Raw genomic sequence first — 25,612 nt, 5'->3', positions numbered from 1 at the left:
TCACAGATTCATTGAATTGATTGTAAAGGATAAGAACGTCGCAAATGCACTCCATAAAAAATAAGGCAAAAGAAGATAGCTTGCGGTTCTGCTGTATTTTTTGGCAATGATCAGTAATATGATTGCTGTGATGGCGACAAGCAGGCAGTCAAGCGATGCAGCCAGCAGATTTTTTTGCGTAAACTGAAAATAGCTGAAGGCTTGATTCAGCACGTAATTTATCAAAAGTGTAAACCAAAAGCTTTTCGCACCTTTAAATGAAAACGCAGCATATACTATGGCTGCTGAAAGGGAGATCAGGGCAAACAGGATGGCCCAAATGATGCCGATCGCAGTTCCGCTTGGCGTCCAGTCCGGTTTTTTCAATGAATTGTACCATTCTTGGTCCACAGGAAACAGGTAGCCTGCGGCTGAAAACAGCGCATATGTAATCACAAAAACGGCTAAAGCGCCGACAATCTTTTTCATATTTGCAACCTCCGCATGTATTTATTTACCCTTTATCTTATAAAGATCAAACCCCCGATATGCGGGGGAAATGATGGTCTTAAATAAGCTGCTGCAATGCGTTTGCTTTAATGCGTTCATATTCAAAAGCTGATTCTAATTCTTCCTTCGGTAAAGCAGACTTGCGGACGTATTTTTCGCGAATGACATCATAAAGCTCGTAAGGAAACAGCATATCAATAAACATGACTTGTTTTTGTTCTTCAGTTAATGGGGCTCTGGATTCGTATGCGTTCAGCATGACATGAAATGTTTCTTCATCCCAAACGCCCGTCGTATCCAAAAGCGGAATAATCATTTTGCGCAAATCGCGAATAGGCAGATCAAATGAAACGGTATCTAAGTCAATGACCCAAATCTGTTCATTTTCCCCTAAGAGTGTATTTCCGGTTCCGTAATCCTGGTGGCAAAGGTTAGGGCTTTTTTTCAGCTGTTCAGTCCATGGAACATAGGTCGACTGCAAAAGCTGGTCTTTGATGCGCAGCCCGTCTTCAATAAAGCCATCTATCTCCTGAAGATAAAGCTGTGAGAAAGGATCTTCATTTTCCGCCTCCGCCATCAGCTTCCACGTTTCCATCTGTTTGCATCGTTTCGTGTAGTGATTCGGCCAGCGACCTAATTTGGTAAATACGGGAACGCCATTTGGCGGCTGATATCCGACGGAAGCTGTATGAAAATCAGCAAGGCCTTTCATGATAAACTCCAAGTCCTGCTTTACAGTCAGCTCAAACGGCCTTCCTTCGATCCAGTCATATACGACAAATAGAAATGAGCCGTGCTTGGAATATAGGCTGCCTTTTTTGTTTGGGAGTATGCCAGGAACATTCATGCCTTTTTTTGCTAAATAGTCCTGCGCGAAAATGGAAAACAACGCTTTCTTTTCTGGCCTGTGTATTCGTTTTAGACAAACCGCGCCGGAGCCTGTGTGGACCTTCCAGACAAGCGCCATCTGGTTTCCCTGAATGACGTCTATTTTTTCAGCCTGCACATCCCATCCTTGAAGCACATTTTCAGCCAGCTCCGTTAATTTTTTTGCATCTTCTGCTGATAAAGGAAGCTCTGATGAATTCCCCTCCTCAATGACTTCATGGTTTTCTGCCATTAAAGGACACATCCTTACCTGTTTTACTCCTACCTTATGAATCAAAAGGAAAAAATGATTGAGTTATTTGACTATATTTAATAGATGAATCTGGTTGTTTACCCGTTTTGTTTTTAGGGCAGTCCCATTCCGCACAAGTTGGTTGTTCAGCCGTATCATGATTCTAACTAGTTAAAAATCATGCAGGAATGGAGGCTATGTATGAAAATAGCACTGATCGCCACAGAGAAGCTTCCTGTCCCATCGGTTCGAGGAGGCGCCATTCAAATCTACCTCGAAGCGGTTGCCCCTTTAATTGCCAAAAAACATGAGGTGACTGTGTTTTCTATTAAAGATCCGAATCTCGCTGATAGAGAGAAGGTAGACGGTGTCCATTATGTGCATTTGGATGAAGACCGTTATGAAGAAGCCGTTGGAGCAGAGCTGAAAAAGAGCCGTTTTGATCTTGTGCATGTTTGTAATCGCCCAAGCTGGGTTCCGAAATTGAAGAAACAGGCGCCGGATGCTGTTTTTATTTTAAGCGTTCACAATGAAATGTTCGCTTACGATAAAATCAGCCAGGCGGAAGGCGAGATTTGCATCGACTCCGTAGCGCAGATTGTTACGGTCAGCGATTATATCGGACAGACGATCACAAGCCGTTTTCCGTCAGCACGATCAAAAACAAAAACGGTGTATTCCGGTGTGGATTTAAAAACGTACCACCCTCGCTGGACGAATGAAGGGCAGCGAGGTCGCGAAGAGATGCGAAGCGAGCTGGGGCTTCACGGCAAAAAAATCGTCTTGTTTGTCGGCCGGCTTAGCAAAGTCAAAGGCCCGCACATATTATTGCAGGCTTTGCCGGACATCATTGAGGAGCACCCCGATGTCATGATGGTGTTTATCGGGTCAAAATGGTTCGGAGATAATGAATTAAATAACTATGTCAAACATCTTCATACCCTTGGTGCGATGCAAAAGGATCATGTCATATTTATTCAATTTGTGAAGCCAAAGGACATTCCGCGCCTTTATACCATGTCAGATGTATTTGTATGCTCTTCGCAATGGCAGGAGCCTTTAGCAAGGGTGCATTATGAAGCGATGGCTGCGGGACTTCCTATTATTACAAGCAATCGGGGAGGCAATCCAGAGGTCATAGAGGAAGGGAAAAACGGCTACATCATTCATGACTTTGAAAATCCTAAACAATATGCCGAACGCATCAATGATTTGCTGAGCAGCTCGGAAAAGCGGGAACGGCTTGGGAAATACAGCCGCCGCGAGGCAGAAAACAAATTCGGCTGGCAGAGGGTGGCTGAAAATCTGCTCAGCGTCTATGAAAAGAACAGATAGAAGGGGTGAACAGAGTGTACCAAAAAGAGCATGAAGAACAGATTGTGTCCGAAATTCTCAGCTATTATCCTTTTCATATTGACAATGTGGCGCTGAAATCGAACAAAAGCGGACGCAAAATCTGGGAAGTCGAAACTGATCATGGCCCAAAGCTGCTAAAAGAAGCGCAAATGAAACCGGAGCGGATGCTTTTTATCACTCAGGCACACGCCCATTTACAAGAGCAAGGGCTGCCGATAGCGCCGATTCATCAAACAAAAAATGGCGGGAGCTGCTTGGGCACGGATCAGGTTTCTTACAGCTTATATGACAAAGTGACAGGAAAAGAAATGATTTACTATGATGCAGAGCAAATGAAAAAAGTCATGTCATTTACCGGCCAATTTCATCATGCCTCAAAAGGATATGTTTGCACAGATGAAAGCAAGAAGAGAAGCAGGCTGGGGAAATGGCATAAATTGTACCGATGGAAGCTGCAGGAACTTGAAGGGAATATGCACATCGCGGCATCCTATCCTGATGACGTATTTTCGCAAACTTTCTTAAAACATGCTGATAAAATGCTGGCAAGAGGAAAAGAAGCTCTTCAGGCGCTTGATGACTCAGAATACGAAACCTGGACAAAAGAAACGCTCGAGCATGGCGGATTCTGTTTTCAGGATTTTACATTGGCACGTTTGACAGAGATCGAAGGGGAGCCTTTTTTAAAGGAGCTTCACTCGATTACCTACGATTTGCCGTCAAGAGACCTTCGTATTCTGCTGAATAAAGTGATGGTTAAGCTTTCTGTATGGGATACTGATTTCATGGTCGCACTGCTTGCGGCCTACGACGCAGTGTATCCGCTCACAGAAAAACAGTACGAGGTACTTTGGATTGATCTCGCGTTTCCGCATTTGTTCTGTGCAATCGGGCACAAATATTATTTGAAGCAAAAGAAAACGTGGTCAGATGAGAAATATAACTGGGCGCTGCAAAACATGATTTCTGTTGAAGAATCTAAAGATTCGTTTTTGGATAAACTGCCGGAACTGTATAAAAAGATAAAAGCGTATCGGGAGGCGAATTGACATGAGGTCATCGAGACAAAAAGCCTCTATTTCTAAACTGGATCTCGACCAATTCGTATTTACACCGCCTGGGCCGATGGGGTGGCAGGCTCATGACTCAATGTCAGCTGAGAAGGAAGAAGAGGAGAAGCATTTAGATGTGGGCAGCATTCGAGAGCTCCCTCACATCAATGCACCGAAAGAATATCAAGAAGAAACGAAGGAAAAGGAAACAGATCACAAAATCGTCGATGATGAAGAAGAAACGAAATTCGAAACCATTCTAGAGCCTGAGGAGGAGCGTGATTCGAAACGCTCAGTGCCTCCATATGAAGAAGAGGATGAAGATGAAGAACCAGACTTAGCGGAAGAAGCTAAAGTGGAAATCATCATTCTTCCAAGTGAATCTAAACCAGCTCCATGGTTTTCTCAAACCGTAAAGCGCAAGGCATAAAGTCACATTTATGCCTTTTTTTATGTTTTCTGCAGCAAAAAAACAGCCCGTTTTGCAACACGAGCTGTAGGTTTTATGTTTTTGCTTTCACAAAAAGCTGATTGATAGATGATAAATCAAAATTTTGCGTCAGAAAAGGCGGCGGAAATTGTTTGTTTTTCGGGGTCAGAATGGATTGGTAAACAGTATTGAGCCTTTTGGCAGCATGGGTAAAGGTAAATAAAGCTTCTACATGCTTTCGGGCGTTTTTTGTCATTTTGCTCATTAATTCTTGATCTGTAAAGGCTCTGTCAATTGCTTTTGCAAATGAAGAAGGTTTGTTGTAGCTGTCGATGACAAGGCCGGTGACTTCGTGTTTTACGACTTCACCGTTTCCGCCCCGGTTTGTGGTAATTAAGGGCGTGCCGGCCGCCATTGCTTCATAATTCACACGGGCGAGGGGTTCGTTCCACTGAGAGCTGCACACAAATACATCTGCCATCAGAAAAAGGTTTGGAATGTCGTCAGCGGGAATGAATTTTGTAAAAATTATGTGGTCTCTGTATGGCAGCGCCAGCGTGCGCAGATAGGTGACATATTGGTTTTCGCTGTCATCGCTGAACCATTTCCCGCCCGCTATGACCAGTACAGCATCATGGTGCTGCTGCAAAATCCGTCTCATGCTGTGAATGAGAAGGTGAGGTCCTTTTGTCGGGCTTAAGCGGCCGGCGAATAAAATAACTTTTTTATCTTCAATACCGTATTTTTTCCGGTATGTTTTTCTGACAGCCGAGCCTTTCATCGTCCATACGGGCGGATAAGAGTTTAAATCAACGCCGGAATACACAACTTTTGTGATGTCCTCGGCTTCAGGGAAACGTTCAATGACGGTTTGTTTAATAAATTCGCTCACAGTTGTGATCATGGAGACATTGTCGAGTACTTCTTTTCCTTGCGCGAAGGTCATCTTTTTTTCAGAAAACATTTCGTTATGCAGGCTCAGAACGATCTTGCTGTTTGGTGAGGCTTTTTTATATAAAGAGACATTTAAAGGCCTGTTGAACACATGAATGAGATCAAAGGAAGAGGCTCGCAGCTCTTCGGCTACTGCCTCGCGGTAATGTTCTTTTGGCAGATGGATATAATGTACGCCGTCTTTTGTTTCTCTTTTTGGGAGCGATGGATCTTCTATTGAAAAAATGGTCAGGTCGTACCTGCTGCTGAAATAGGGCGTGACACCGTCAATCATCATTTGAATAGCGCCGCCGCGTACTGCGGGCGCCGGCAGCTTTTCTGTACAGATAAAGGCAAGCTTCATTTTTATTCCCCCTGATACAGCGACGATAAATAGGTGATTTCGTTGGTCAAGCCATCCTTTAAGGATGTGGCGGGATTATAATGCAAGAGCTGTTTTGCTTTTGAAATATCCGCCCACGTGTTGCGCGGTTCCCCTGCTATTTTGTCCGAAAAGTGCAGTGTTGCTTTTCTACCGGAAATATCCTCAATGAGGGAGACAACCTTTAAGACTGAGGCACGCTCTGCGCCGCCGATATTTACTGTTTCACCAATAAGGTGGGGTTTCCCAAGAACAGCGGTGATGCCTTTGACACAGTCGCTGATATAAGTGAAATCTCTTGACTGCTGCCCATCACCGAAGATGGTAAGCGGCTTTTGCTGAAGGTGCTGCTTAATGAGCCGGTGAAAAGCCATATCCGGCCGCTGTCTTGGCCCGTATACGGTAAAAAAACGGAGAATCACAATTGGAATGCTAAAGCTCTGTTGATACACATGGCAAAGCTTTTCTCCCGTAAGCTTAGTTACCCCGTACGGAGATAAAGGAGAAAGCGACGTGTTTTCGCTGACTTTTCCTTGTTTTTCGCCATACACGGAAGAGGTGGATGCAAAGACGAACGTTTGAATAGAATGTTCCCGGCACGCCTCGAGGAGCCTTTGGAGCGCTTGGATATTATGTGCGGCATATGGGTGAAAATGATTGCCCCAGCTTGAGCGGACACCCGGTATGGCCGCCAAATGAAAGATGACGTCCACTCCTTCCAGTAAGGGAGCAAGATCCGCTGTCAGCAGATTTTCCTTTATGAACGTAAATCGCTTTTCTTGCAGCAGGGTTTTAAGGTTTTTTAGTTTCATGGAAAATGGAGTAGGACCGATAAAGTCATCGATTCCGATAATGTTATGTTTCTTATCTTTTAGTAATTCTTCGCAGAGGTGGGAGCCGATAAAGCCCGCTGCTCCTGTGACGAGTATTTTCATGGACGGCCAACTCCCGTACAGATCAGGCCGCAAGCCTCGATCAGTTCTTTTTTCAGTACGTTGCGCCCGTCTATCACAAGACGCCCTTTCATGATATCTGCAGCCTTTTTCCAATCAAACGCTAAAAACTCGGGCCATTCTGTCGCCAAAAATAAAAAGTCGCTTTCTTCGATCGCATCAAAAGCTTGAGAATGCTGAGTTACATGCTGCCGCAAATGTTCTGGAAGTACAGCTTCAGGATCATATGCATGAACATCACATCCCAGCTCCGCCAGCCTTTCCATCAGTCTGACAGCCTGAGAATTCCTAATGTCATCGGTATTCGGTTTGAAGGAAATGCCGAGTACAGCCGCTTTCTTGCCTTGAAGTGTTTCGAAGAATGACTGTATTTTTTTGATATACAGGCCGAGCTGGGTGTCATTAATGTGCTGCACGGCTTGGAGCAGGAAGGTCTCCGTGTTTTTTTTCTGGGCAGCAAATTGCAGCGCCTGCAGATCCTTTGGAAAACAAGAGCCTCCGTATCCGATGCCTGCCTGCAAAAAGTGCTCCCCGATCCTTGGGTCTAGACCGATAGCGCGGGAAATATCTGAGATATCTGATTGATAGGCTTCACATATGCGGGCCATTTCGTTAATGAACGAAATTTTGGCTGCTAAAAAGAAATTGTTGGCATATTTGATCAGCTCTGCTCCCGCTAAGCTTGTAACGATAAAAGGGGTATCAATGTGTTTGTAAATGGATTTGACGATGGCTGCCGATACGTGATCTTCTTCCTGAACACCGATGACTGTTTTGTCAGGATGCAGCATGTCATATAAGGCATTGCCTTCCCGCAGAAACTCCGGATTGGATACGATATTAAAGAGGTTTTTAGACACTCCGGAGGCAATCAGTTGTTTTGCTATGGTTTCATTAGTCCCGGGCGGAACAGTGCTTTTCGTAATGATGGTTTTATACGATCGGATCGCCTCGCTTAAATCACCGATGACGGACTGCAGGGCTTTCGTATCAGCTGATCCGTCCGAACGCGGCGGGGTTCCGACTGCGATAAAAATAACGGGACATTCCTCCATGCTCGATTTCACTTCAGAAGAAAACGAGAGATTGCCGCAACGAAGTATTGCATCTGAAAGCCCAGGCTCGTAAAAGGGAATGACTCCTTTTTTCAGCTGCCCGATTTTTTTGACGTCTTTGTCTGTGCATATCATGTCATGTCCGATGGATGCCAGTGCCGCTGATAGGGTTAAACCGACATACCCGGCGCCAACCACACAAATTTTCATCACCTGAGCTCCTTTACAAGATTACTGGTCATATATCAATATCCTATTAAAAAAGGGCTGGTTCGTGATTCCGCTTTCTGCCCAGTTGCTTCCGCCTAATTTTAGATGTACAAACATCAGGATACGCTCTTGGAATATCATGTAATAAACATGAGCTGAGGGGAAAATAACATGATAAAAAAAGCGATCATTCCTGCAGGCGGATTCGGCACGAGAAATCTGCCGGTGACGAAGGTGATTCCGAAAGAAATGTTTCCGGTAGGATCTAAGCCTGTGATTCATTATCTTGTTGAAGAATTAAAGGAGTCAGGCATTGAGGACATTTTGATGGTTGTATCGAGCCATAAAAATCTGATTGTCGACTATTTTGATTCCTCTTTGGCACTTGAGGCTTTTTTGGCCTCTAAGAATAAACTGCATTTGCTTAGTGAGCATCCCATTCCGAATATACGGATTCACTATGTGCGCCAGCCTTATGCAAAGGGTCTTGGCGACGCCATTTCTTTTGGAAAGCAATTTGCAGGCAAAGAGCCTTTTGCCGTCGTTTTGCCAGATGATCTGATTTTTTCCGCCAATCAGCCGGCTTTGGGACAGCTGATTGAAGCATATACGAAATATCAGTCCAGTGTGATCGGCTTAAAAGAAACAAAAACGGAGGATTTACATCATTACGGGGTGATAAAAGGGGAGCCTGTTGAAAAAGGGCTTTATCGCATACAGGATATTGTGGAAAAGCCTAAACAAAACCCTCCGTCTCATTTTGCCGCAGCAGGGCGTTATATTTTCACACCGGATATTTTTAATGAGCTGGAGGCATTAGAAGCTGACAGCGGAGGAGAAGTGCAGGTAACGGATGCGATAAAAGCTTCGCTTGGGGCATGTACCGTATACGGGAAATTGCTAGAGGGCGAGCGGTATGACATCGGCCTGCAAAAGGATTATCTGAAGCTGATTTACGATATGCTGAAAACTGAAAAGAACCCCCAATAATCGGGGGTTCAATCAGCGTGGAGATCGCCGAATGTGGTCATGATTCCCTCTTCGTCAAGTTCTTCTTCATAGCGCTCATGGGCTCTGCTTTGATAAACGGTAATTTCTTTTCCAGTGATATCTGTAGCGATGAAATTTTCGTAAGACTCCGTATTGCCGATATTCTCTTCGGCATTCATCGTCATATCATCATAGCTGAGCGGAGGGTTTTCCATATCCTGCGGCGTTTGTGAGTTACCATATTTTTCGACATCCTGATAGGAATCCTCACTGTCATATGGCGCTCTGATTTCTTCATCATCATCAAATTCAAATTGCCCGAATGGTGTTTCTTCTTCAATCGGACGGTCTTTGGAAACCACGTCCTGTGACGAATACTCCGCGAGGGTTGTGGCAGTCGGAAGCGCTTCAAGTCGTTCGTAAGGGATTTCCTTTCCGCTGACTTCACAAATGCCATACGTACCGTTTTCTATCGCCTTCAATGAATGCTCAATGTCCCGAAGGTGCTCTCGCTCATGCAAGTCTAGAGCGATGTCTTTCTCACGCTCGTAAAGTTCTGTCGCCTGATCGCCGGGATGGTTGTCGTATGCCGAAAGCTCACCCCACGAATCATAAGGAAATGCTGAGTTAAGCTGAAAATGATCATTGTCTTTGAAACGGTTTAAGATATCTTTTTTCGTTTGTTCCAGTTCATTTTTTAAATGCTGAAGCTGTTCTTTCGTAAGCAATGTGATCGCCTCGTTTCTCTGTGATGCATACCTTTAGTATGAACAGATCGCCTGAGAACTTTCATAAATGGCGGGTGGAGGAATATAGGAGGTTTTCCTTTTATGGTAAGCGGATACAACCTTTGCTATCAGTGGAGAAAGAAATTTAAGCTTTGTTTCTTTTTCATTTCTGAAATTAGGTTTATAATAGGTAAGGCAGGCCATTTGGACTGCATGATCTGTGTTTGACACAAAGGAGACACAGGTGTATGGTATTAAAAGCATTTTAAGGATTATGGAGGAATGTCTCATGGTGACAACGGTGCAGCGTACGTTCCGAAAGGAAGTTCTACATGCATTACATAAAGCCAAAGAAGTCAACCATGCTGTCTTAATAAGCTATTCGAGACAAATCGAGTCTCTTGACCCTCTATCATTTTTCAATTACGGAGCAAAAAAATATACAGGCAATCGATTTTTTTGGTCAGATCCTGAAAGTGAATTGACAATAGTCGGTCTTGGCAAAGAAGCGGTTTTCCAGACAAATCAAAAAAACAGCGAGCGGTATCGTGAGGTTTTTGAACAATGGGAGCGCTTTAAAAAGACGGCTTTTCATATTTATGAAGAAGAAAAGCTGCAGCATTCTGCAGTGGGACCTGTGTTATTCGGAGGATTTTCTTTTGACCCTTGCGAAGAAAGAGGTTCACAATGGGACCATTTCTCGGAAGGGGATTTCTTTGTGCCTGCGCTTATGCTGACGATGACTGCTGAAGGCCCGTTCTTAACAGTTAACAGATGGGTAAGCGGAGGAGAAGATGCAGAAGCTGTTTTAGAAGGCTTAAAAGCTTTTGCAGCGGAATTTATGGTTCCCGATTTCAAGCAAGAAGATCAGGCTGTGATTGCAGCAGCCGAAGAGCTGGATAAGGATGATTGGCTGAAAGCAATCGAAACGGCCACAAGCCAAATTAAAGAGAAACAATATGATAAGGTTGTTCTTGCCCGAGAGCTGTTGCTCACGTTTGACGGTCCAATCCAAATTGAACCGGTGCTTAAAACGCTTCTGGACGATCAGCAGACAAGCTATGTTTTTGCAATTGAACAAGAAGGCAAAACCTTTGTCGGCGCGTCTCCGGAAAGACTGATCAAAAGAGACGGCGGCACTGTTATGTCTTCCTGTCTGGCAGGCTCCATTAAACGAGGCGTGAATGAAGAAGACGACCGCCGGATAGGCCTTGAATTATTAAACGATGAGAAAAACCTGCTTGAGCATGATATTGTGGTAGGTATGATTCATAACGCTTTTGTATCAAGCTGTTCAGAGGTTGAAAAGCCTGATGGACCTGTTTTGTACAAAACAAAAAGCGTTCAGCACCTGTTTACGCCGATTGTCGGACAGCTGCGCGAGTCTGCATCGATTTTTGACTTAATTGAGAAGCTGCATCCCACTCCGGCGCTTGGGGGAGCACCTCAGGAAAAAGCTGTTGACGTGATCAGGGAGATTGAACCGATGTCCCGCGGCTGGTATGCGGCCCCTATCGGCTGGATTGACAGCCAGGATAACGGGGAATTCGCGGTAGCCATTCGTTCAGGGCTCATCGAAGGAAGCACAGCAAGGCTGTTTGCCGGGTGCGGTATTGTGGAAGACTCGGAACCAATCTCTGAATATGAAGAAACACAGATTAAATTAAAGCCGATGATCTCTGCATTAGGAGGTGAGAGGCGTTGACAGTCAACCCGATTACTCATTACATCGGAAGTTTTATTGATGAATTCGCCCTTTCCGGAATTACGGACGCCGTCGTTTGTCCGGGCTCAAGATCTACACCGCTGGCTGTTCTTTGTGCTGCGCATCCCGATATCAGCGTCCATGTCCAAATTGATGAAAGATCTGCCGGATTTTTTGCCTTAGGTTTGGCAAAAGCGAAGCAGCGTCCCGTACTATTGATCTGTACATCTGGAACAGCCGCGGCCAACTTTTATCCGGCTGTGGTTGAAGCCCATTATTCAAGGGTGCCTATTATTGTGTTAACTGCTGATCGGCCTCATGAGCTGCGCGAAGTAGGCGCACCGCAGGCTATTAATCAGCACTTCTTATTCGGTAACTTTGTTAAGTTTTTCACAGACTCTGCTCTTCCTGAAGAGTCTCCGCAAATGCTGAGATACATCCGAACGCTGGCAAGCCGCGCTGCCGGAGAAGCACAAAAGCGCCCGATGGGGCCTGTCCATGTGAATGTGCCGCTGCGCGAACCGCTGATGCCGGATCTTTCAGATGAGCCGTTTGGAAGAATGAGAACAGGCCGTCATGTGTCTGTGAAAACGGGTACGCAGTCTGTTGACCGCGAGTCCCTGTCTGATGTGGCTGAGATGCTCGCAGAGGCTGAAAAAGGAATGATCGTCTGCGGAGAGCTCCATAGTGATGCGGACAAGGAAAACATTATTGCGCTGTCAAAAGCGCTTCAGTATCCAATTTTAGCAGATCCGCTGTCTAATCTGCGGAATGGTGTTCATGATAAAAGCACTGTAATTGATGCGTATGATTCGTTTTTAAAAGATGATGAGCTGAAGCGGAAACTTCGTCCTGATGTTGTCATTCGGTTTGGGCCGATGCCTGTTTCAAAACCGGTTTTCTTATGGCTTAAGGATGATCCGGCGATTCAGCAAATCGTGATTGACGAGGATGGAGGGTGGAGAGACCCGACACAGGCAAGCGCGCATATGATTCATTGTAATGCGCTTGTTTTTGCTGAGGAGATCATGGCAGGCCTTACTGCTGCCACCAGATCCTCAGAGTGGCTGGAAAAGTGGCAGTTTGTCAATAGGCGGTTCCGCGAGCATCTGCAAACAATCAGCAGTGAAGATGTTTCGTTTGAAGGCAATCTCTATCGAATCCTTCAGTATCTTGTGCCTGAAAACAGCTCGCTGTTTGTGGGAAACAGCATGCCGATCAGGGATGTTGATACGTTTTTTGAAAAGCAGGACCGCCCTTTCCGGATTTATTCAAACCGGGGAGCAAACGGGATAGACGGTGTCGTCTCCTCTGCCATGGGGGTATGTGAAGGAACAAAAGCGCCTGTTACCCTTGTGATTGGAGATTTATCTTTTTATCACGATTTAAACGGCCTGCTGGCGGCCAAAAAGCTGGGTATTCCTCTTACTGTGATTCTTGTCAATAATGACGGAGGAGGGATTTTCTCCTTTTTGCCGCAGGCTTCTGAGAAGACACACTTTGAAGATTTGTTCGGCACACCGACAGGGCTCGATTTCAAGCATGCGGCTGCACTTTACGGCGGAACGTATTCATGCCCGGCTTCTTGGGATGAATTCAAAACAGCTTACGCGCCGCAGGCAGACAAGCCCGGACTCCATTTGATTGAAATCAAAACGGATCGCCAATCAAGAGTCCAGCTTCATCGCGATATGCTGAATGAGGCTGTGCAGGAAGTGAAAAAACAATGGGAACTGTAAACATAACGGTATCAGATGGTGTCCGATATGCAGTGGCAGACGGGGGACCGAATGCTTCCGAAGCCGTCGTCTGTCTGCACGGGTTTACCGGCAGCAAACAATCATGGACTTTTCTTGATGAAATGCTGCCTGATTCCCGCTTGATCAAAATTGATTGTTTAGGGCATGGGGAAACCGATGCCCCGCTGAATGGGAAAAGATACAGCACAAGCCGGCAAGTTTTTGACCTTGCCGAGATTTTTGATCAATTAAAACTTCACAAAGTGAAATTGATTGGGTATTCTATGGGAGGAAGGCTTGCTTACTCTTTTGCGATGACACATCCCGAGCGGGTATCGGCACTTGTGCTTGAAAGCACGACGCCGGGACTCAAAACACTTGGGGAACGGCGGGAACGAATCATGCGGGACCGGAAGCTTGCTGATTTTATTTTACGAGACGGGCTCGAAGCGTTTGTTGCGTATTGGGAGAATATCCCTTTGTTTTCATCTCAGCAGAGGCTGGCTGAAGATATTCGGTACAGGATACGATCGGGTCGTCTGCGGAACAATAAGATTGGGCTTGCGAACAGTTTAACCGGCATGGGCACCGGTTCACAGCCTTCCTTGTGGAGCCGTGTAGAGGAAATAGATGTTCCTGTGCTTCTGATCTGCGGGGAGTGGGACGAAAAATTTTGCGCCATCAATCAAGAGGTGCATAAGATGCTTCCTTCTAGTAGAATAGAGATTGTTCCAAAAGCAGGACATACGGTCCATGTGGAACAGCCGCGATTGTTTGGTAAAATAGTGAGTGAGTTTTTGACAAGCATCTGACTCATTCACATAGAGAATAAAAGGAGGTCATCATATGGCTGAATGGAAAACAAAACGGACATACGATGAGATATTGTATGAAACGTATAATGGCATTGCAAAAATAACAATCAACCGACCTGAGGTACATAATGCGTTTACCCCTAAAACGGTTGCTGAAATGATTGATGCGTTTGCTGACGCAAGAGACGACCAAAACGTTGGGGTTATCGTGCTTGCCGGTGCAGGGGACAAAGCATTTTGTTCTGGCGGAGACCAAAAAGTGCGTGGCCACGGTGGATATGTAGGAGACGACCAGATCCCTCGTCTTAACGTATTGGATCTTCAGCGTTTAATCCGCGTCATCCCGAAACCGGTTGTTGCGATGGTGTCCGGATATGCGATCGGCGGAGGCCATGTGCTTCACATCGTATGTGACTTGACAATTGCTGCGGACAACGCAATTTTCGGACAAACAGGCCCTAAAGTGGGAAGCTTCGATGCAGGTTACGGTTCTGGCTACCTGGCTCGAATTGTAGGACATAAAAAAGCACGTGAAATCTGGTACCTATGCCGTCAGTACAACGCACAGGAAGCACTGGACATGGGTCTTGTCAACACAGTCGTTCCTTTGGAACAGCTTGAAGAAGAAACGATTAAATGGTGTGAAGAAATGCTTGAAAAAAGCCCGACCGCACTGCGCTTTCTTAAAGCTGCGTTTAACGCGGACACAGACGGACTTGCTGGAATTCAGCAGTTTGCAGGGGATGCTACCCTTCTTTACTACACAACAGATGAAGCAAAAGAAGGCCGTGATTCCTTTAAGGAAAAACGCAAACCTGATTTCGGACAGTTCCCTCGTTTCCCGTGATCAGCAATACTTAGTAAACCAACAGCTTGAGACTTTGCGGTCCAAGCTGTTTTCTTTTCAATACAGACATTTTACCTCGGAGATGATGACATGCTGACAGAACAGCCCAACTGGCTCATGCAGCGGGCACAGCTGACACCTGAGAGAATCGCTCTCATTTATAGAGACCAAACCGTGACATTTGCAGAATTATTTGCCGCATCTAAGCGAATGGCGGAACAGCTTGCCGCTCATTCGGTTCGGAAAGGGGATACTGCGGCTATTTTGCTCCAAAACCGTGCGGAAATGGTATACGCCGTTCACGCTTGTTTTTTGCTTGGTGTTAAGGCGGTGCTTTTGAATACGAAGCTGTCAACACATGAAAGGCTGTTTCAGCTGGAGGATTCGGGATCCGGCTTTTTATTGACAGATTCAAGCTTTGAGAAGAAAGAATATGAACACATCGTTCAAACGATTGATGTGGATGAACTGATGAAAGAAGCAGCAGAGGAAATTGAGATCCAGGCTTATATGCAAATGGATGCAACGGCAACGCTGATGTATACGTCGGGTACGACAGGAAAGCCCAAGGGAGTTCAGCAAACGTTCGGAAACCATTATTTCAGTGCGGTGTCGTCCGCTCTTAATTTGGGTATAACAGAACAAGACCGCTGGCTTATCGCATTGCCGCTCTTTCATATCAGCGGATTGTCCGCATTATTTAAATCTGTGATCTATGGAATGACTGTCGTGCTTCACCAGCGTTTTTCCGTAAGCGATGTGCTGGATTCTATCAACAGGCATGAAGTGACAATGATATCTGCGGTGCAGACTATGCTGGCCAGTCTTTTGGAAGAAACAAACCGCTGCCCTGAATCCATCAGATGCATTCTTCTCGGCGGCGGCCCTGCACCGCTGCCATTGCTTGAGGAATGCCGTGAGAAAGGATTCCCTGTCTTTCAGTCATATGGAATGACAGAAACATGCTCGCAAATTGTTACCCTGTCGCCGGAATTCAGTATGGAAAAGCTCGGATCTGCGGGGAAACCGCTGTTTTCGTGTGAAATCAAAATAGAGCGGGACGGACAGGTATGTGAACCGTTTGAACACGGTGAAATCATGGTCAAAGGCCCGAATGTCATGAAAAGCTATTTTAACCGGGAGAGCGCAAACGAAGCCTCTTTTCAAAATGGCTGGCTGAAAACAGGTGATCTTGGTTATTTGGACAGCGAAGGCTTTTTATATGTATTAGACAGACGTTCAGATCTGATCATATCCGGCGGAGAAAACATTTATCCGGCCGAAGTGGAGTCAGTGCTGCTTTCACATCCCGCTGTGGCCGAAGCCGGGGTTTCAGGGGCTGAGGACAAAAAATGGGGGAAAGTGCCTCATGCCTATCTTGTCCTTCACAAGCCTGTGAGCGCAGAAGAATTGACTGCCTACTGCAAAGAACGCTTGGCGAAGTATAAAATTCCGGCAAAATTCTTTGTGCTTGACCGCCTGCCGCGCAATGCGTCTAATAAGCTCTTGCGAAAACAGCTGAAGGATGCGCGTAAAGGAGAACTGCTATGATCGAAATAGAAAAAATCACGCTTTACCATTTGAGCATGAATTTAAAGAAACCGTTTAAAAACAGTATCGAAACGCTTCAAGAGCGTAAATTTCTGATCGTGGAAGCCATTGATACATCAGGTGTCACAGGCTGGGGAGAAGTTTCCGCTTTCTCTTCGCCTTGGTACACCGAGGAAACCATTGGAACATGTTTGCATATGCTAAAAGATTTTTTTATCCCAAATGTCGTCGGCCGTGAATTCAATCATCCTTCAGAAGTGCCGGACAGCCTGGCGCGTTATAAAGGAAACCGGATGGCAAAAGCGGGACTTGAATCGGCTGTATGGGATATCTATGCCAAAAAGAAGGGCATATCCCTTGCTGAGGCATTGGGCGGAACAAGAGATAAAGTCCCTGCCGGCGTGGTAGTCGGACTGGCGCCTCTTGACGATATGCTGAAGGAAATAGAGAGCTATCAAAAAGAAGGTTATCAAAGAATAAAAATTAAAATTCAGCCTGGGCAGGATGTGGAATTGGTCAAGGCCATCCGCAGCCGATTCCCAAACATCCCGCTTATGGCCGATGCCAATTCCTCTTACGAACTGAAGGATATCAGCCGCTTAAAGGAGCTTGATGACTACCATTTAATGATGATTGAGCAGCCCCTTCAATCCGACGATATCGTTGACCACCGCCACCTGCAGAAACATTTGAAAACGGCCATTTGCCTTGATGAGAGCATTTGTTCAGTTGATGATGCGAGACGGGCAATTGAGCTAGGAAGCTGCAAAATTATTAATATAAAACCTTCTCGTGTCGGCGGCTTAACAGAAGCTTTAAAAATTCATGATTTATGCAAAGAGCATCATATGCAGGTTTGGTGCGGCGGAATGCTGGAAACAGGCATATCAAGAGCGCAGAACGTGGCGCTTGCTTCACTGCCTCAATTCACAATACCTGGCGATATATCTTCATCCTCACGCTATTGGGATGAAGATATTGTAACTCCTGATATTCGTATTGATAATGGATTTATTTCTGTGTCAAAACAGCCTGGTTTAGGAGTTGAGGTAAACCAAGACATTATGCGAAAATATGTGACCAAAATGGATGTTTTCACACAGCATGGTTAAGAAAAAAGCATTTTGCTATTTTGAATAAATGACACTGTGCTGTTACAGTAAAAGTGTTCGTTGAATACATCCCTTCTCGTTTGGACCGGCTGCTGACCCAGCCGGTTTTTTTATGTAAATCAGCTTGACAAAAATGGCCAAACGCGATAATTTTGCACAAAGGAAACTTTTTGTCCTGTGTAAATAAAACATGCTTTTGGCTAATTTAATGTCACATGTCTAAGAACTGACAACATAAGATAAAACAATCGGACATTGATGGCAAAGAGGAGGAGAAATATGAGACGAGGGCTGATGGCAGCAGTACTTTTTGCGACCTTTGCTTTAACGGGATGCGGAACGGATTCAGCCGGAAAAAGCGCTGATCAGCAATTACAAGTGACAGCGACAACATCTCAAATTGCCGATGCAGCAGAAAACATCGGAGGTAAGCATGTAAAAGTCACCTCTTTAATGGGACCGGGGGTTGATCCGCACCTTTACAAAGCTTCCCAAGGTGACACGAAAAAATTAATGTCTGCCGATGTTGTTCTGTACAGCGGGTTGCATTTGGAAGGGAAAATGGAGGATGTCCTCCAAAAAATCGGCGAACAAAAACAATCGGCGGCAGTAGCTGAGGCCATTCCGAAAAATAAGCTTATTCCCGCGGGGGAAGGCAAGACGTTTGATCCCCACGTCTGGTTCAGCATTCCGTTATGGATCTATGCGGTGGATGAAATTGAAGCGCAATTCAGCAAAGCAATGCCTCAGCACGCAGATGCCTTTCGGAAAAATGCCAAAGAGTACAAAGAAGATTTGCAATATTTAGATAAGTGGTCGCGTAAGGAGATCGCACATATTCCGGAGAAAAGCCGTGTGCTTGTGACTGCTCATGATGCGTTTGCGTACTTTGGGAATGAGTATGGATTTAAGGTAAAAGGACTGCAGGGACTCAGCACAGATTCGGACTATGGATTAAGGGATGTTCAGGAGCTGGTTGATCTTCTGACAGAAAAACAAATAAAAGCTGTGTTCGTAGAAAGCAGTGTATCTGAAAAATCAATCAATGCAGTGGTGGAAGGCGCTAAAGAAAAAGGCCATACAGTCACAATCGGCGGTCAGCTTTATTCGGATGCCATGGGTGAAAAGGGCACAAAAGAAGGCACATACGAAGGAATGTTCCGCCACAATATCAACACGATTACTAAAGCGCTTAAATAAAGAAAAGAGGTGGAGGATATGTTCCCTGTTGAGCTTGATAATGTGACGGTTGCTTATCATAAAAAGCCTGTACTGCAGGACATTTCGCTGCAGGTGCCGGAAGGAAAACTCATTGGCATTATTGGCCCAAACGGCGCGGGAAAATCAACCTTGATCAAAACGATTCTCGGTCTCGTGCCCCGAGCTTCCGGAGATATCTCTATTTACGGCAAAGACTATAAGGATCAGCGGACCAGAATCGGATATGTTCCGCAGCGCGGCTCGGTTGACTGGGATTTCCCCACAAGCGCGCTCGATGTCGTCCTAATGGGAAGATACGGGAGAATCGGTTTATTAAAGAGGCCAAAGAAAGCGGATGTGGAGATGGCGAAGGCCGCATTAGCAAAAGTCGGGATGCTTGATTATGCAAAGAGGCAAATCAGCCAGCTGTCAGGCGGACAGCAACAGCGGGTGTTTCTTGCCCGGGCACTCTGCCAGAACGCTGACATTTATTTTATGGATGAACCGTTTGCAGGTGTCGATGCAGCGACGGAGCGCGCGATTATGACGCTTTTGGCAGAACTCAAAGAAAAAGGAAAAACCGTGCTTGTCGTCCATCATGATCTGCAGACCGCCGAGGATTATTTCGATTGGATCTTACTGCTTCATTTAAGAAAAATCGCTTTCGGACCGGCGGAAAACGTTTTTACGATCGAAAACCTGCAAAAAACATATGGAGGAAGGCTTACGTTTTTAAAAGATAAAGTGCTGGCAGAAGGACATAAGGAGTGAGCGCAATGTTTGAAAGTTTGTGGCTGCAGCTCCAGCATCCGAATACACAGTGGGTGCTGGCCGGTACGCTTTTGCTCGGGACGGCAAGCGGTGTTTTGGGCAGCTTTGTGCTGCTGAGAAAGCAAAGTTTAATCGGCGATGCGATGGCCCATTCAGCTCTGCCGGGAGTGTGTCTCGCTTTTCTGTTCACCGGGCAAAAATCACTGCCTTTCTTTTTGCTGGGTGCGGCGCTCGCCGGGCTGCTCGGAACGTTTTGTATTCAGCTGATTCCTCGGCTTTCAAAAACAAAGGAGGACTCGGCGATCGGGATTGTTCTTTCTGTGTTTTTTGGCGTCGGGATCATTCTGCTGACATATATTCAGCAACAGGGGGCGGGAAGCCAAAGCGGGCTTGATTCTTTTTTATTCGGCCAGGCTGCTTCATTGGTCAGGCAGGATATCATCCTTATTGCAGGAATATCCGCTGCTCTGCTGCTCCTATGTATTGTTTTCTTTAAGGAATTTACATTGATTACTTTTGATCTCGCGTTTGCAAAGGGATTAGGAATCCCGGTGCGTTTTTTAAACGGGCTTTTGGCTTGTCTGATTGTCTGTGCTGTCGTCATTGGGCTTCAGACTGTTGGTGTGATATTAATGGCGGCTATGCTGATTACACCTGCCATAACCGCGAGATATTGGACCGAACGGTTAACCGGGATGATCGTCATTGCCGGGATTACAGGCGGGGTCAGCGGCGCGGCCGGAACCCTGCTTAGCACCACGATGAAGGGAATGGCGACAGGGCCATTAATGATCTTATCTGCAACGATGCTCTTTCTTTTTTCAATGATTTGCGCGCCTAAGCGGGGGTTGGCTGCTAAAGCCATAAGGCTGATGAGGCTGCGGCGCAGAACAAGCAGGGAGCAAGTGCTTTTGGAGATTTATGAACAGTATGAAAAGAATAATCTTTGTGTAACAGTTGAAAGTATAAGAAAGAAAAGACGCCTATCCCCTTCATTATGCCTTAAGGCATTAAATGACTTGGAACAAGAGAGGTGCATTGAGCGTATCGAAAATGGGATTTGGCAAATCACAAGCAAAGGGATAGAAAAAGGCTATCACACAGCTTTGAAGCAGCGGATGTATGAAGTGTATCTCATGCATGAAATGGAACTTGCCAATATAGAATCCGATCAGGACTACTTTGACCCGGACCGTTTACCGAGAGAAACGAGAGAGCGGCTTTATTCACTCTTAAAGTTGTATGGACGGATGCCTGAGCGTCGAAAAGCGTCTCATGATGCCGAGAAGGGACAGATCGCAAATGAGTTTTGAAGCATGGATTATAGCTACCGGTGTATTAGTCGGTGTAAGCTGCGGATTGATCGGCACATTTCTTGTGCTGAGAAGCATGGCGATGCTGGCCGACGCAATCAGTCATACAGTGTTGCTTGGCATTGTCGGCGCTTTTCTAGTGACGGGAAGTCTCGACGGGATTTCTATGTTTATCGGCGCAGCCGCAACCGGTCTGTTAACGGCTTTCTTGGTTCAGCTTCTTCATAGCAAGGGGGTTCAATCAGATGCTGCCATAGGAGTTGTGTTTACATCTTTATTTGCAATCGGGGTTATATTGCTTTCTGTGTATGGAGCGAATGTCCATCTCGATATTGAGCACTCGTTAATGGGAGAAATCGCTTTTGTGCCGTGGAATACGATGACGGTATTCGGGGTTGATATTGGGCCGAAAGCGTTTTGGATGCTGGCATCTGTTCTGGTTTTAAACGTAGTGTTGATCAGTGTGTGCTATAAGGAGTTTAAAATCGCTTCGTTTGATCCTCAAATGGCTTTAGCCTTGGGAATACCGGTTTTGCTCATTCATTATGTGCAAATGGGCATGCTGTCCCTGACGACTGTTGCTTCCTTTGATTCGGTGGGTGCTGTATTGGTTGTGGCCATGCTGATTGTTCCGCCTGCTGCGGCACATTTGCTGACAGACCGGCTTCTTTATATGCTGATTCTCAGCGCGTTGATTGGCGGGCTGTCGGCGGTCATGGGCTATTTCTTCGCAACGTGGCTTAATGTTTCGATTTCAGGAGCGATGGCGGCCATGACAGGTGTATGTTATGCAAGCGCCTTTTTGTTTTCACCTGCAAACGGGGTCATAACTAAAAAGCTGAGAACACTCAACATGCAAAAAGAAAGAGCTGGCTGACGCAGCTCTTTCTTTTAATTACAAATCATGCGGCTTAAACGTTTTGCAGTCTGTTTCCCGGCTGTTTTCAGCCGTTTCACCAGTATGGCTGACAACATAAATGGCATCAGCGGTGCATTTGTTACCTTTGCCCCAATAAGAACAGTTGTTGACCTCACATAGAATTTTCTGCTCCATGCCATCCCCTCCTTATAAAGGTTCTGGATTAGTATAGCCGGCTGGCTTGCCCTCTATTCCTCCTGGCGGATATAGCGTTTATCTCGCATAAACATTTTCCAGAAGAAAAAGAAGCCCGGAAATAGAATGATAAATGCAACGATATACGTTGCAAACAGCGCTCTGAACGTTGCTGGCTCTGTGAAGCCTGACATGACTGTCACATCGGGATAAATCATATACGGAAGATGCGCCCGCCCGTACGCGTAGCTTGCGAGAAAATACTGTATCCCAATCGCGACAAGTGCAAGCCGCGGTTTTCCGATGTTTTGTCCAAAGCTCTTATTAGGCAGAAAAAGGGCGATTCCAGCAATGACAAATGTAATGAACGATGCAATAATCCAAGTAAAATCATTCATCATTCCGCTGTACAGCCAGTTTGCTTCATTCCGCATTGTCACCATGATGCATACAGCAAACAACAGTGAAATCGGGCCGGTAATCAGGGCGCTTTTTCTGTAGGCTCGGTACGCATCCTGTTCCTCTGCCACATTTGAAACATCTGCAAGCAGCAGCGAGGACAAAAATAAGGTGCTTAAAATCGCAAACCCGATAAATGAATAGGCGTTGGGGCTTGAAAAGATTTTAGACATATTTAAGTTATAGATTCCATCTGCTTTTTCTATAAACCCTCCGTGTGTCACAGGAAGCACCAAAATTAAAATAGCAGGAATGATAAAGCCGGAGATGCCGGAAATATATCTTAGCGTTTTCCGCTCCTTTGCTGTATTTGAAAAAACGAGAAATCCGCTTCGAATCGCTAAAAGCAGCAAAATCATGCTTCCGGGAATTAATAAAACAGTGCCGAGCACAAATGTAGCGCCGGGGAAAAAACTGAAAAGCGCCACGACGATGGCTACAATAAAGACATTTGTGACCTCCCAAGTCGGGGACAAAAAGCGATTCGCAATATCGGTGGCCTTCATGTGTTCCTTGTTTAAATAGATCATAGACCAAAATCCAGCTCCAAAATCCATCGTGGCCATGACGGCATAAATAAACACAAAGCCCCAGATAATTGAGATGGCGATCAGAGCGTCAGTTGAAATCTCCATTTGTACGATCTTCCTTCCATTTGGTTTCCTGTTTGCGGAGCCATTACGACTCCGCTGTATTTAAATCTTCGTCAACCGGGTGCTTGCGGAAATAATACAGCAGCACGTAGACAACAGCTGCGCCTAACACGGCATAAACAAATGTGAAAAATAAGAACAGCACCCCGATCGAGCCAGTCGTTGTTACGACATCTGACGTTTTCAGCAGATGATAGATGACCCAAGGCTGCCTCCCCGTACATGCGAAAATCCAGCCGAATTCAATGCCGATGAGACTAAAAGGGCCTGCTGTCATGAAAATGACCAAAAGCCACGTTGGGAAACGGTCTTTCTTGAGCACCTTTCTCCAGATCACTCCGATAATGGAATAAAGAATAAGCAGCATACCTACACCGACCATCGCATTAAACAGCGTGTGAATGAAAAGCGGCGGCCATTCATCTCTCGGAAATGCATTTAATCCTTTTACAACAGTGTCAAAACGGTTCGCTGCCAAAAAGCTTAAAGCCCATGGAATCTCGATAGCCCATTTTACTTTTTCTTCATTCGGGTCGGTAAAACCGCCGATAGCGAGCGGGGCGTGGGATCTTGTTTCAAACAGGCCTTCCGCACCGGCTAATTTTTCGGGCTGGTATTCGTACAGCATCTGTGCAGATTCGTGTCCGTTCAAAGCGGTCAGCAATGAAAAAATACCGCCGATCGTCAGGGCGAGCAAAAGGGCTTTCCGGTGAAAGCGATAGACCTTTTCCTTTTTCCTCGTCCGGATCATTTTATACGCCGCAACAGAAGCCACGATAAACGCACCGGTCATAAACGCGGACAGCACGACATGGCCGGCAGTGATAAAAAAGCTAGGATTAAAAAACGCAGCCCACGGGTCAACATCTGTAATTTTTCCGTTTAAAATTTTAAAACCGGCGGGCGTTCCTTCAAAAGCGTGAACATTCGTAATCAGAACAGCGGATGCTGCTGCCCCGACTAACACAAAGAAAACAGCAACAATCCTCATTGCAGGTGACAAACGGTCTGCAGCGTATACATAAATCGACATGAATAGGGCTTCAACAAAAAAAGCATAGATTTCAATTTGAAATGGCAGGGACATCACCCGGCCGATGACTTCCATAAATCCCGGCCATAAAAGCGCGAGCTGAGTGCCCGCGATCGTTCCGGTCGGTATGGCGACCCCCAGCAAAACGGCTTGTGCTTTCGTCCATCTTTTCGCCATGATCGCATAATGGTCATCTTTCGTTTTTTGATAGATCAATTCCGCCACTAAAATCATGAGCGGCAGACCGACTCCAAGTGTTGCGAAAATGATATGAAAGCCCATCGTCGTGCCAAAAAGGCTTCTGGCCAAAACTAAATCATCCACAATCGTAAACCACCTTTCTAAAAAGACGTTCTGTATGTATTTTGGGTTTATTATTTGCTTCCTCGGTTAGATTATTCTTCCTATTCTTAAATGCCATGAGGTTTACGATGCGAAAACAGAGGGAAGGATATAAGAAGATTGACAAAACGTTTGTAAGGTTATAAAATAAAACGTAATTATTACGATTTATTGAAAGGAGATACACATGAGAGAAGGAATTCATCCGAAGAACCACAAAGTGATATTTCAGGATGTCAACAGCGGCTACCGTTTTCTCAGCACCTCTACGAAAACATCTAATGAAACAGCAGAGTGGGAAGACGGAAACACATATCCTGTCATTAAAGTAGAGGTAAGTTCTGACACGCATCCGTTTTATACAGGCCGCCAGAAATTCAATGAAAAAGGCGGACGAGTTGAGCAGTTCAAAAAACGCTATAACATGGGGAAATAAGGCAGACCAGAGGGTTTGTCTTTTTTTATTATGACGAATAAACAAGGGTTGTGATATATTGAAGAGTAAAAAGAATAGAAAGGGACAACGAACATGAGTCTTCTAAATGATATTCTTGAATTTAACAAGACATTTACTGAACAAAGAGAGTATGAAAAGTATCAAACATCAAAATTTCCAGATAAAAAAATGGCGATTCTTTCTTGCATGGACACTCGTCTGGTTGAACTGCTGCCGCATGCGATGAATTTGCGAAACGGTGATGTGAAAATCATTAAAAGTGCCGGTGCGCTTGTGACACACCCATTCGGAAGCATCATGAGAAGTTTACTCGTCGCAGTGTACGAGCTGAATGCAGATGAGGTGTGTGTGATCGGGCATCACGATTGCGGCATGAGCAAAATCAGCAGCAAAAGCATGCTTGAAAAAATCAAAGCAAGAGGGATTCCGGAAGAACGCATCGAAACAATAAAGTACTCCGGTGTAGACTTTGATCAATGGTTTAAAAGCTTTGATTCAGTGGAAGCGAGTGTGAAAGACAGCGTAGACGTTATTAAACATCACCCGCTGTTCCCGGAAAACGTTCCGGTCCATGGCTTAGTCATTGATCCTAAAACAGGAAAACTGGATCTTATCGTAAACGGCTATAACAATTAATGTTTTTGTTTCTTTTCAGGAACGGGATCGACTCCTCCCGGATGGAACGGGTGGCATTTCAAAATCCGTTTGATTGTCAGCCATCCGCCTTTTAAAGCGCCATGTGTTTTAATCGCTTCGATTCCATATTGGGAACAGGTCGGATAAAAGCGGCACGTTGGCGGTGTCAGGGGCGAGATGAATTTTTGATATCCTCTGATCAGAGCGATGAATAGGGTTTTCATGTT

The 25,612-nt window shown here is 45.5% G+C and carries 26 protein-coding genes; 16 read left to right on the top strand and 10 right to left on the bottom strand.

What is annotated here, in order from left to right; all coding sequences use genetic code 11:
• The gene (locus NSQ16_RS15920) at positions 1-468 is read right to left on the bottom strand and encodes a TspO/MBR family protein (protein ID WP_080529711.1); all 468 of its coding nucleotides are present in this window, start codon (positions 466-468) and stop codon (positions 1-3) included.
• Positions 469-547: 79 nt separating this feature from the next.
• Complete coding sequence (gene cotI / locus NSQ16_RS15915) at positions 548-1,621, bottom strand: spore coat kinase CotI (RefSeq protein ID WP_339232301.1); 1,074 nt, start codon at positions 1,619-1,621, stop codon at positions 548-550.
• A gap of 189 nt (positions 1,622-1,810) precedes the next feature.
• On the opposite strand from cotI, the gene cotSA reads away from it, so the two are divergent.
• From cotSA to NSQ16_RS15900, 3 genes are read left to right on the top strand one after another with little or no spacing between them, the layout of a single operon-like run.
• Entirely contained in the window at positions 1,811-2,944 is a 1,134-nt protein-coding gene (gene cotSA / locus NSQ16_RS15910) for a spore coat protein CotSA (RefSeq protein WP_339232300.1), read from the top strand.
• Positions 2,945-2,958: 14 nt separating this feature from the next.
• Positions 2,959-4,014, top strand: coding sequence for a spore coat putative kinase CotS (gene cotS, locus NSQ16_RS15905; protein WP_339232298.1), 1,056 nt, complete (start codon positions 2,959-2,961; stop codon positions 4,012-4,014).
• Position 4,015: 1 nt separating this feature from the next.
• The gene (locus tag NSQ16_RS15900; RefSeq protein WP_069964273.1) at positions 4,016-4,447 is read left to right on the top strand and encodes a hypothetical protein; all 432 of its coding nucleotides are present in this window, start codon (positions 4,016-4,018) and stop codon (positions 4,445-4,447) included.
• Between the two features lie 73 nt (positions 4,448-4,520).
• Here NSQ16_RS15900 and NSQ16_RS15895 read toward each other — a convergent pair whose 3' ends face one another.
• From NSQ16_RS15895 to NSQ16_RS15885, 3 genes are read right to left on the bottom strand one after another with little or no spacing between them, the layout of a single operon-like run.
• On the bottom strand, positions 4,521-5,744 hold the full coding sequence (locus NSQ16_RS15895) for a glycosyltransferase family 4 protein (RefSeq protein WP_038429504.1): 1,224 nt from the start codon (positions 5,742-5,744) through the stop codon (positions 4,521-4,523).
• Positions 5,745-5,746: 2 nt separating this feature from the next.
• Complete coding sequence (locus tag NSQ16_RS15890) at positions 5,747-6,697, bottom strand: NAD-dependent epimerase/dehydratase family protein (RefSeq protein ID WP_038429503.1); 951 nt, start codon at positions 6,695-6,697, stop codon at positions 5,747-5,749.
• Positions 6,694-7,980, bottom strand: coding sequence for a UDP-glucose/GDP-mannose dehydrogenase family protein (locus NSQ16_RS15885; RefSeq protein ID WP_339232293.1), 1,287 nt, complete (start codon positions 7,978-7,980; stop codon positions 6,694-6,696). Before NSQ16_RS15885 ends, NSQ16_RS15890 begins: the two co-directional genes overlap by 4 nt.
• Before the next feature lie 171 nt (positions 7,981-8,151).
• Between NSQ16_RS15885 and NSQ16_RS15880 the strand changes: the two genes are divergently transcribed.
• A complete protein-coding gene (locus tag NSQ16_RS15880; RefSeq protein ID WP_173614258.1) occupies positions 8,152-8,970 on the top strand; it encodes a UTP--glucose-1-phosphate uridylyltransferase in 819 nt (272 codons plus the stop codon).
• Between the two features lie 8 nt (positions 8,971-8,978).
• Here the strand turns inward: NSQ16_RS15880 and NSQ16_RS15875 are convergent, their stop codons facing one another.
• The gene (locus NSQ16_RS15875; protein ID WP_041340313.1) at positions 8,979-9,698 is read right to left on the bottom strand and encodes a yteA family sporulation protein; all 720 of its coding nucleotides are present in this window, start codon (positions 9,696-9,698) and stop codon (positions 8,979-8,981) included.
• Between the two features lie 289 nt (positions 9,699-9,987).
• Between NSQ16_RS15875 and NSQ16_RS15870 the strand changes: the two genes are divergently transcribed.
• From NSQ16_RS15870 to mntD, 10 genes are all read left to right on the top strand, one after another.
• Positions 9,988-11,403 carry an isochorismate synthase MenF gene (locus NSQ16_RS15870; RefSeq protein ID WP_015251378.1) on the top strand — a complete coding sequence of 472 codons (1,416 nt, stop codon included), beginning with the start codon at positions 9,988-9,990 and terminating at the stop codon, positions 11,401-11,403.
• Complete coding sequence (gene menD, locus NSQ16_RS15865; RefSeq protein WP_327837442.1) at positions 11,400-13,142, top strand: 2-succinyl-5-enolpyruvyl-6-hydroxy-3-cyclohexene-1-carboxylic-acid synthase; 1,743 nt, start codon at positions 11,400-11,402, stop codon at positions 13,140-13,142. Before NSQ16_RS15870 ends, menD begins: the two co-directional genes overlap by 4 nt.
• Positions 13,130-13,954, top strand: coding sequence for a 2-succinyl-6-hydroxy-2,4-cyclohexadiene-1-carboxylate synthase (gene menH, locus NSQ16_RS15860; RefSeq protein ID WP_106073708.1), 825 nt, complete (start codon positions 13,130-13,132; stop codon positions 13,952-13,954). Before menD ends, menH begins: the two co-directional genes overlap by 13 nt.
• 34 nt (positions 13,955-13,988) lie before the next feature.
• A complete protein-coding gene (gene menB, locus NSQ16_RS15855) occupies positions 13,989-14,804 on the top strand; it encodes a 1,4-dihydroxy-2-naphthoyl-CoA synthase (RefSeq protein WP_003229054.1) in 816 nt (271 codons plus the stop codon).
• A 90-nt stretch (positions 14,805-14,894) separates the two neighbouring features.
• A complete protein-coding gene (locus tag NSQ16_RS15850; protein ID WP_106073707.1) occupies positions 14,895-16,355 on the top strand; it encodes an o-succinylbenzoate--CoA ligase in 1,461 nt (486 codons plus the stop codon).
• Positions 16,352-17,467 (top strand): o-succinylbenzoate synthase, encoded by a 1,116-nt coding sequence (gene menC / locus NSQ16_RS15845; RefSeq protein ID WP_106073706.1) that lies wholly within the window; start codon positions 16,352-16,354, stop codon positions 17,465-17,467. Before NSQ16_RS15850 ends, menC begins: the two co-directional genes overlap by 4 nt.
• 279 nt (positions 17,468-17,746) lie before the next feature.
• Entirely contained in the window at positions 17,747-18,667 is a 921-nt protein-coding gene (gene mntA, locus NSQ16_RS15840) for a manganese ABC transporter substrate-binding protein/adhesin MntA (RefSeq protein WP_029318300.1), read from the top strand.
• An 18-nt stretch (positions 18,668-18,685) separates the two neighbouring features.
• Positions 18,686-19,438 (top strand): manganese ABC transporter ATP-binding protein MntB, encoded by a 753-nt coding sequence (mntB, locus tag NSQ16_RS15835; protein WP_014480635.1) that lies wholly within the window; start codon positions 18,686-18,688, stop codon positions 19,436-19,438.
• A gap of 5 nt (positions 19,439-19,443) precedes the next feature.
• The gene (gene mntC, locus NSQ16_RS15830) at positions 19,444-20,751 is read left to right on the top strand and encodes a manganese ABC transporter permease MntC (RefSeq protein ID WP_230488339.1); all 1,308 of its coding nucleotides are present in this window, start codon (positions 19,444-19,446) and stop codon (positions 20,749-20,751) included.
• Positions 20,741-21,628, top strand: coding sequence for a manganese ABC transporter permease MntD (gene mntD / locus NSQ16_RS15825; protein WP_076458300.1), 888 nt, complete (start codon positions 20,741-20,743; stop codon positions 21,626-21,628). Before mntC ends, mntD begins: the two co-directional genes overlap by 11 nt.
• A gap of 18 nt (positions 21,629-21,646) precedes the next feature.
• Here the strand turns inward: mntD and NSQ16_RS15820 are convergent, their stop codons facing one another.
• The 3 genes from NSQ16_RS15820 to NSQ16_RS15810 are packed head-to-tail and all read right to left on the bottom strand — an operon-like array spanning position 21,647 to position 24,274.
• Positions 21,647-21,805 (bottom strand): DUF1540 domain-containing protein, encoded by a 159-nt coding sequence (locus NSQ16_RS15820; RefSeq protein ID WP_003229069.1) that lies wholly within the window; start codon positions 21,803-21,805, stop codon positions 21,647-21,649.
• A 53-nt stretch (positions 21,806-21,858) separates the two neighbouring features.
• Positions 21,859-22,899, bottom strand: a complete 1,041-nt coding sequence (locus NSQ16_RS15815; RefSeq protein WP_230488338.1) for a cytochrome d ubiquinol oxidase subunit II — start codon at positions 22,897-22,899, stop codon at positions 21,859-21,861.
• Between the two features lie 43 nt (positions 22,900-22,942).
• Positions 22,943-24,274, bottom strand: a complete 1,332-nt coding sequence (locus NSQ16_RS15810) for a cytochrome ubiquinol oxidase subunit I (protein WP_032726463.1) — start codon at positions 24,272-24,274, stop codon at positions 22,943-22,945.
• A 205-nt stretch (positions 24,275-24,479) separates the two neighbouring features.
• Here NSQ16_RS15810 and NSQ16_RS15805 point away from each other — a divergent pair, with 205 nt between their 5' ends.
• Both NSQ16_RS15805 and NSQ16_RS15800 read left to right on the top strand, forming a co-directional pair.
• A complete protein-coding gene (locus tag NSQ16_RS15805) occupies positions 24,480-24,728 on the top strand; it encodes a type B 50S ribosomal protein L31 (RefSeq protein WP_014665094.1) in 249 nt (82 codons plus the stop codon).
• Positions 24,729-24,821: 93 nt separating this feature from the next.
• Positions 24,822-25,385, top strand: a complete 564-nt coding sequence (locus NSQ16_RS15800; RefSeq protein ID WP_014477744.1) for a carbonic anhydrase — start codon at positions 24,822-24,824, stop codon at positions 25,383-25,385.
• On the opposite strand, the gene yidD is transcribed toward NSQ16_RS15800, so the two are convergent.
• Positions 25,382-25,609, bottom strand: coding sequence for a membrane protein insertion efficiency factor YidD (gene yidD / locus NSQ16_RS15795; protein WP_003229076.1), 228 nt, complete (start codon positions 25,607-25,609; stop codon positions 25,382-25,384). The two genes, NSQ16_RS15800 and yidD, sit on opposite strands and share 4 nt — an antisense overlap.
• Positions 25,610-25,612: the final 3 nt, after the last annotated feature.

It is taken from the genome of Bacillus sp. PS108, from assembly GCF_037963335.1.
In the GTDB taxonomy this organism is placed as follows: domain Bacteria; phylum Bacillota; class Bacilli; order Bacillales; family Bacillaceae; genus Bacillus; species Bacillus subtilis.
This window is presented reverse-complemented; position numbering and strand designations above follow the sequence as displayed.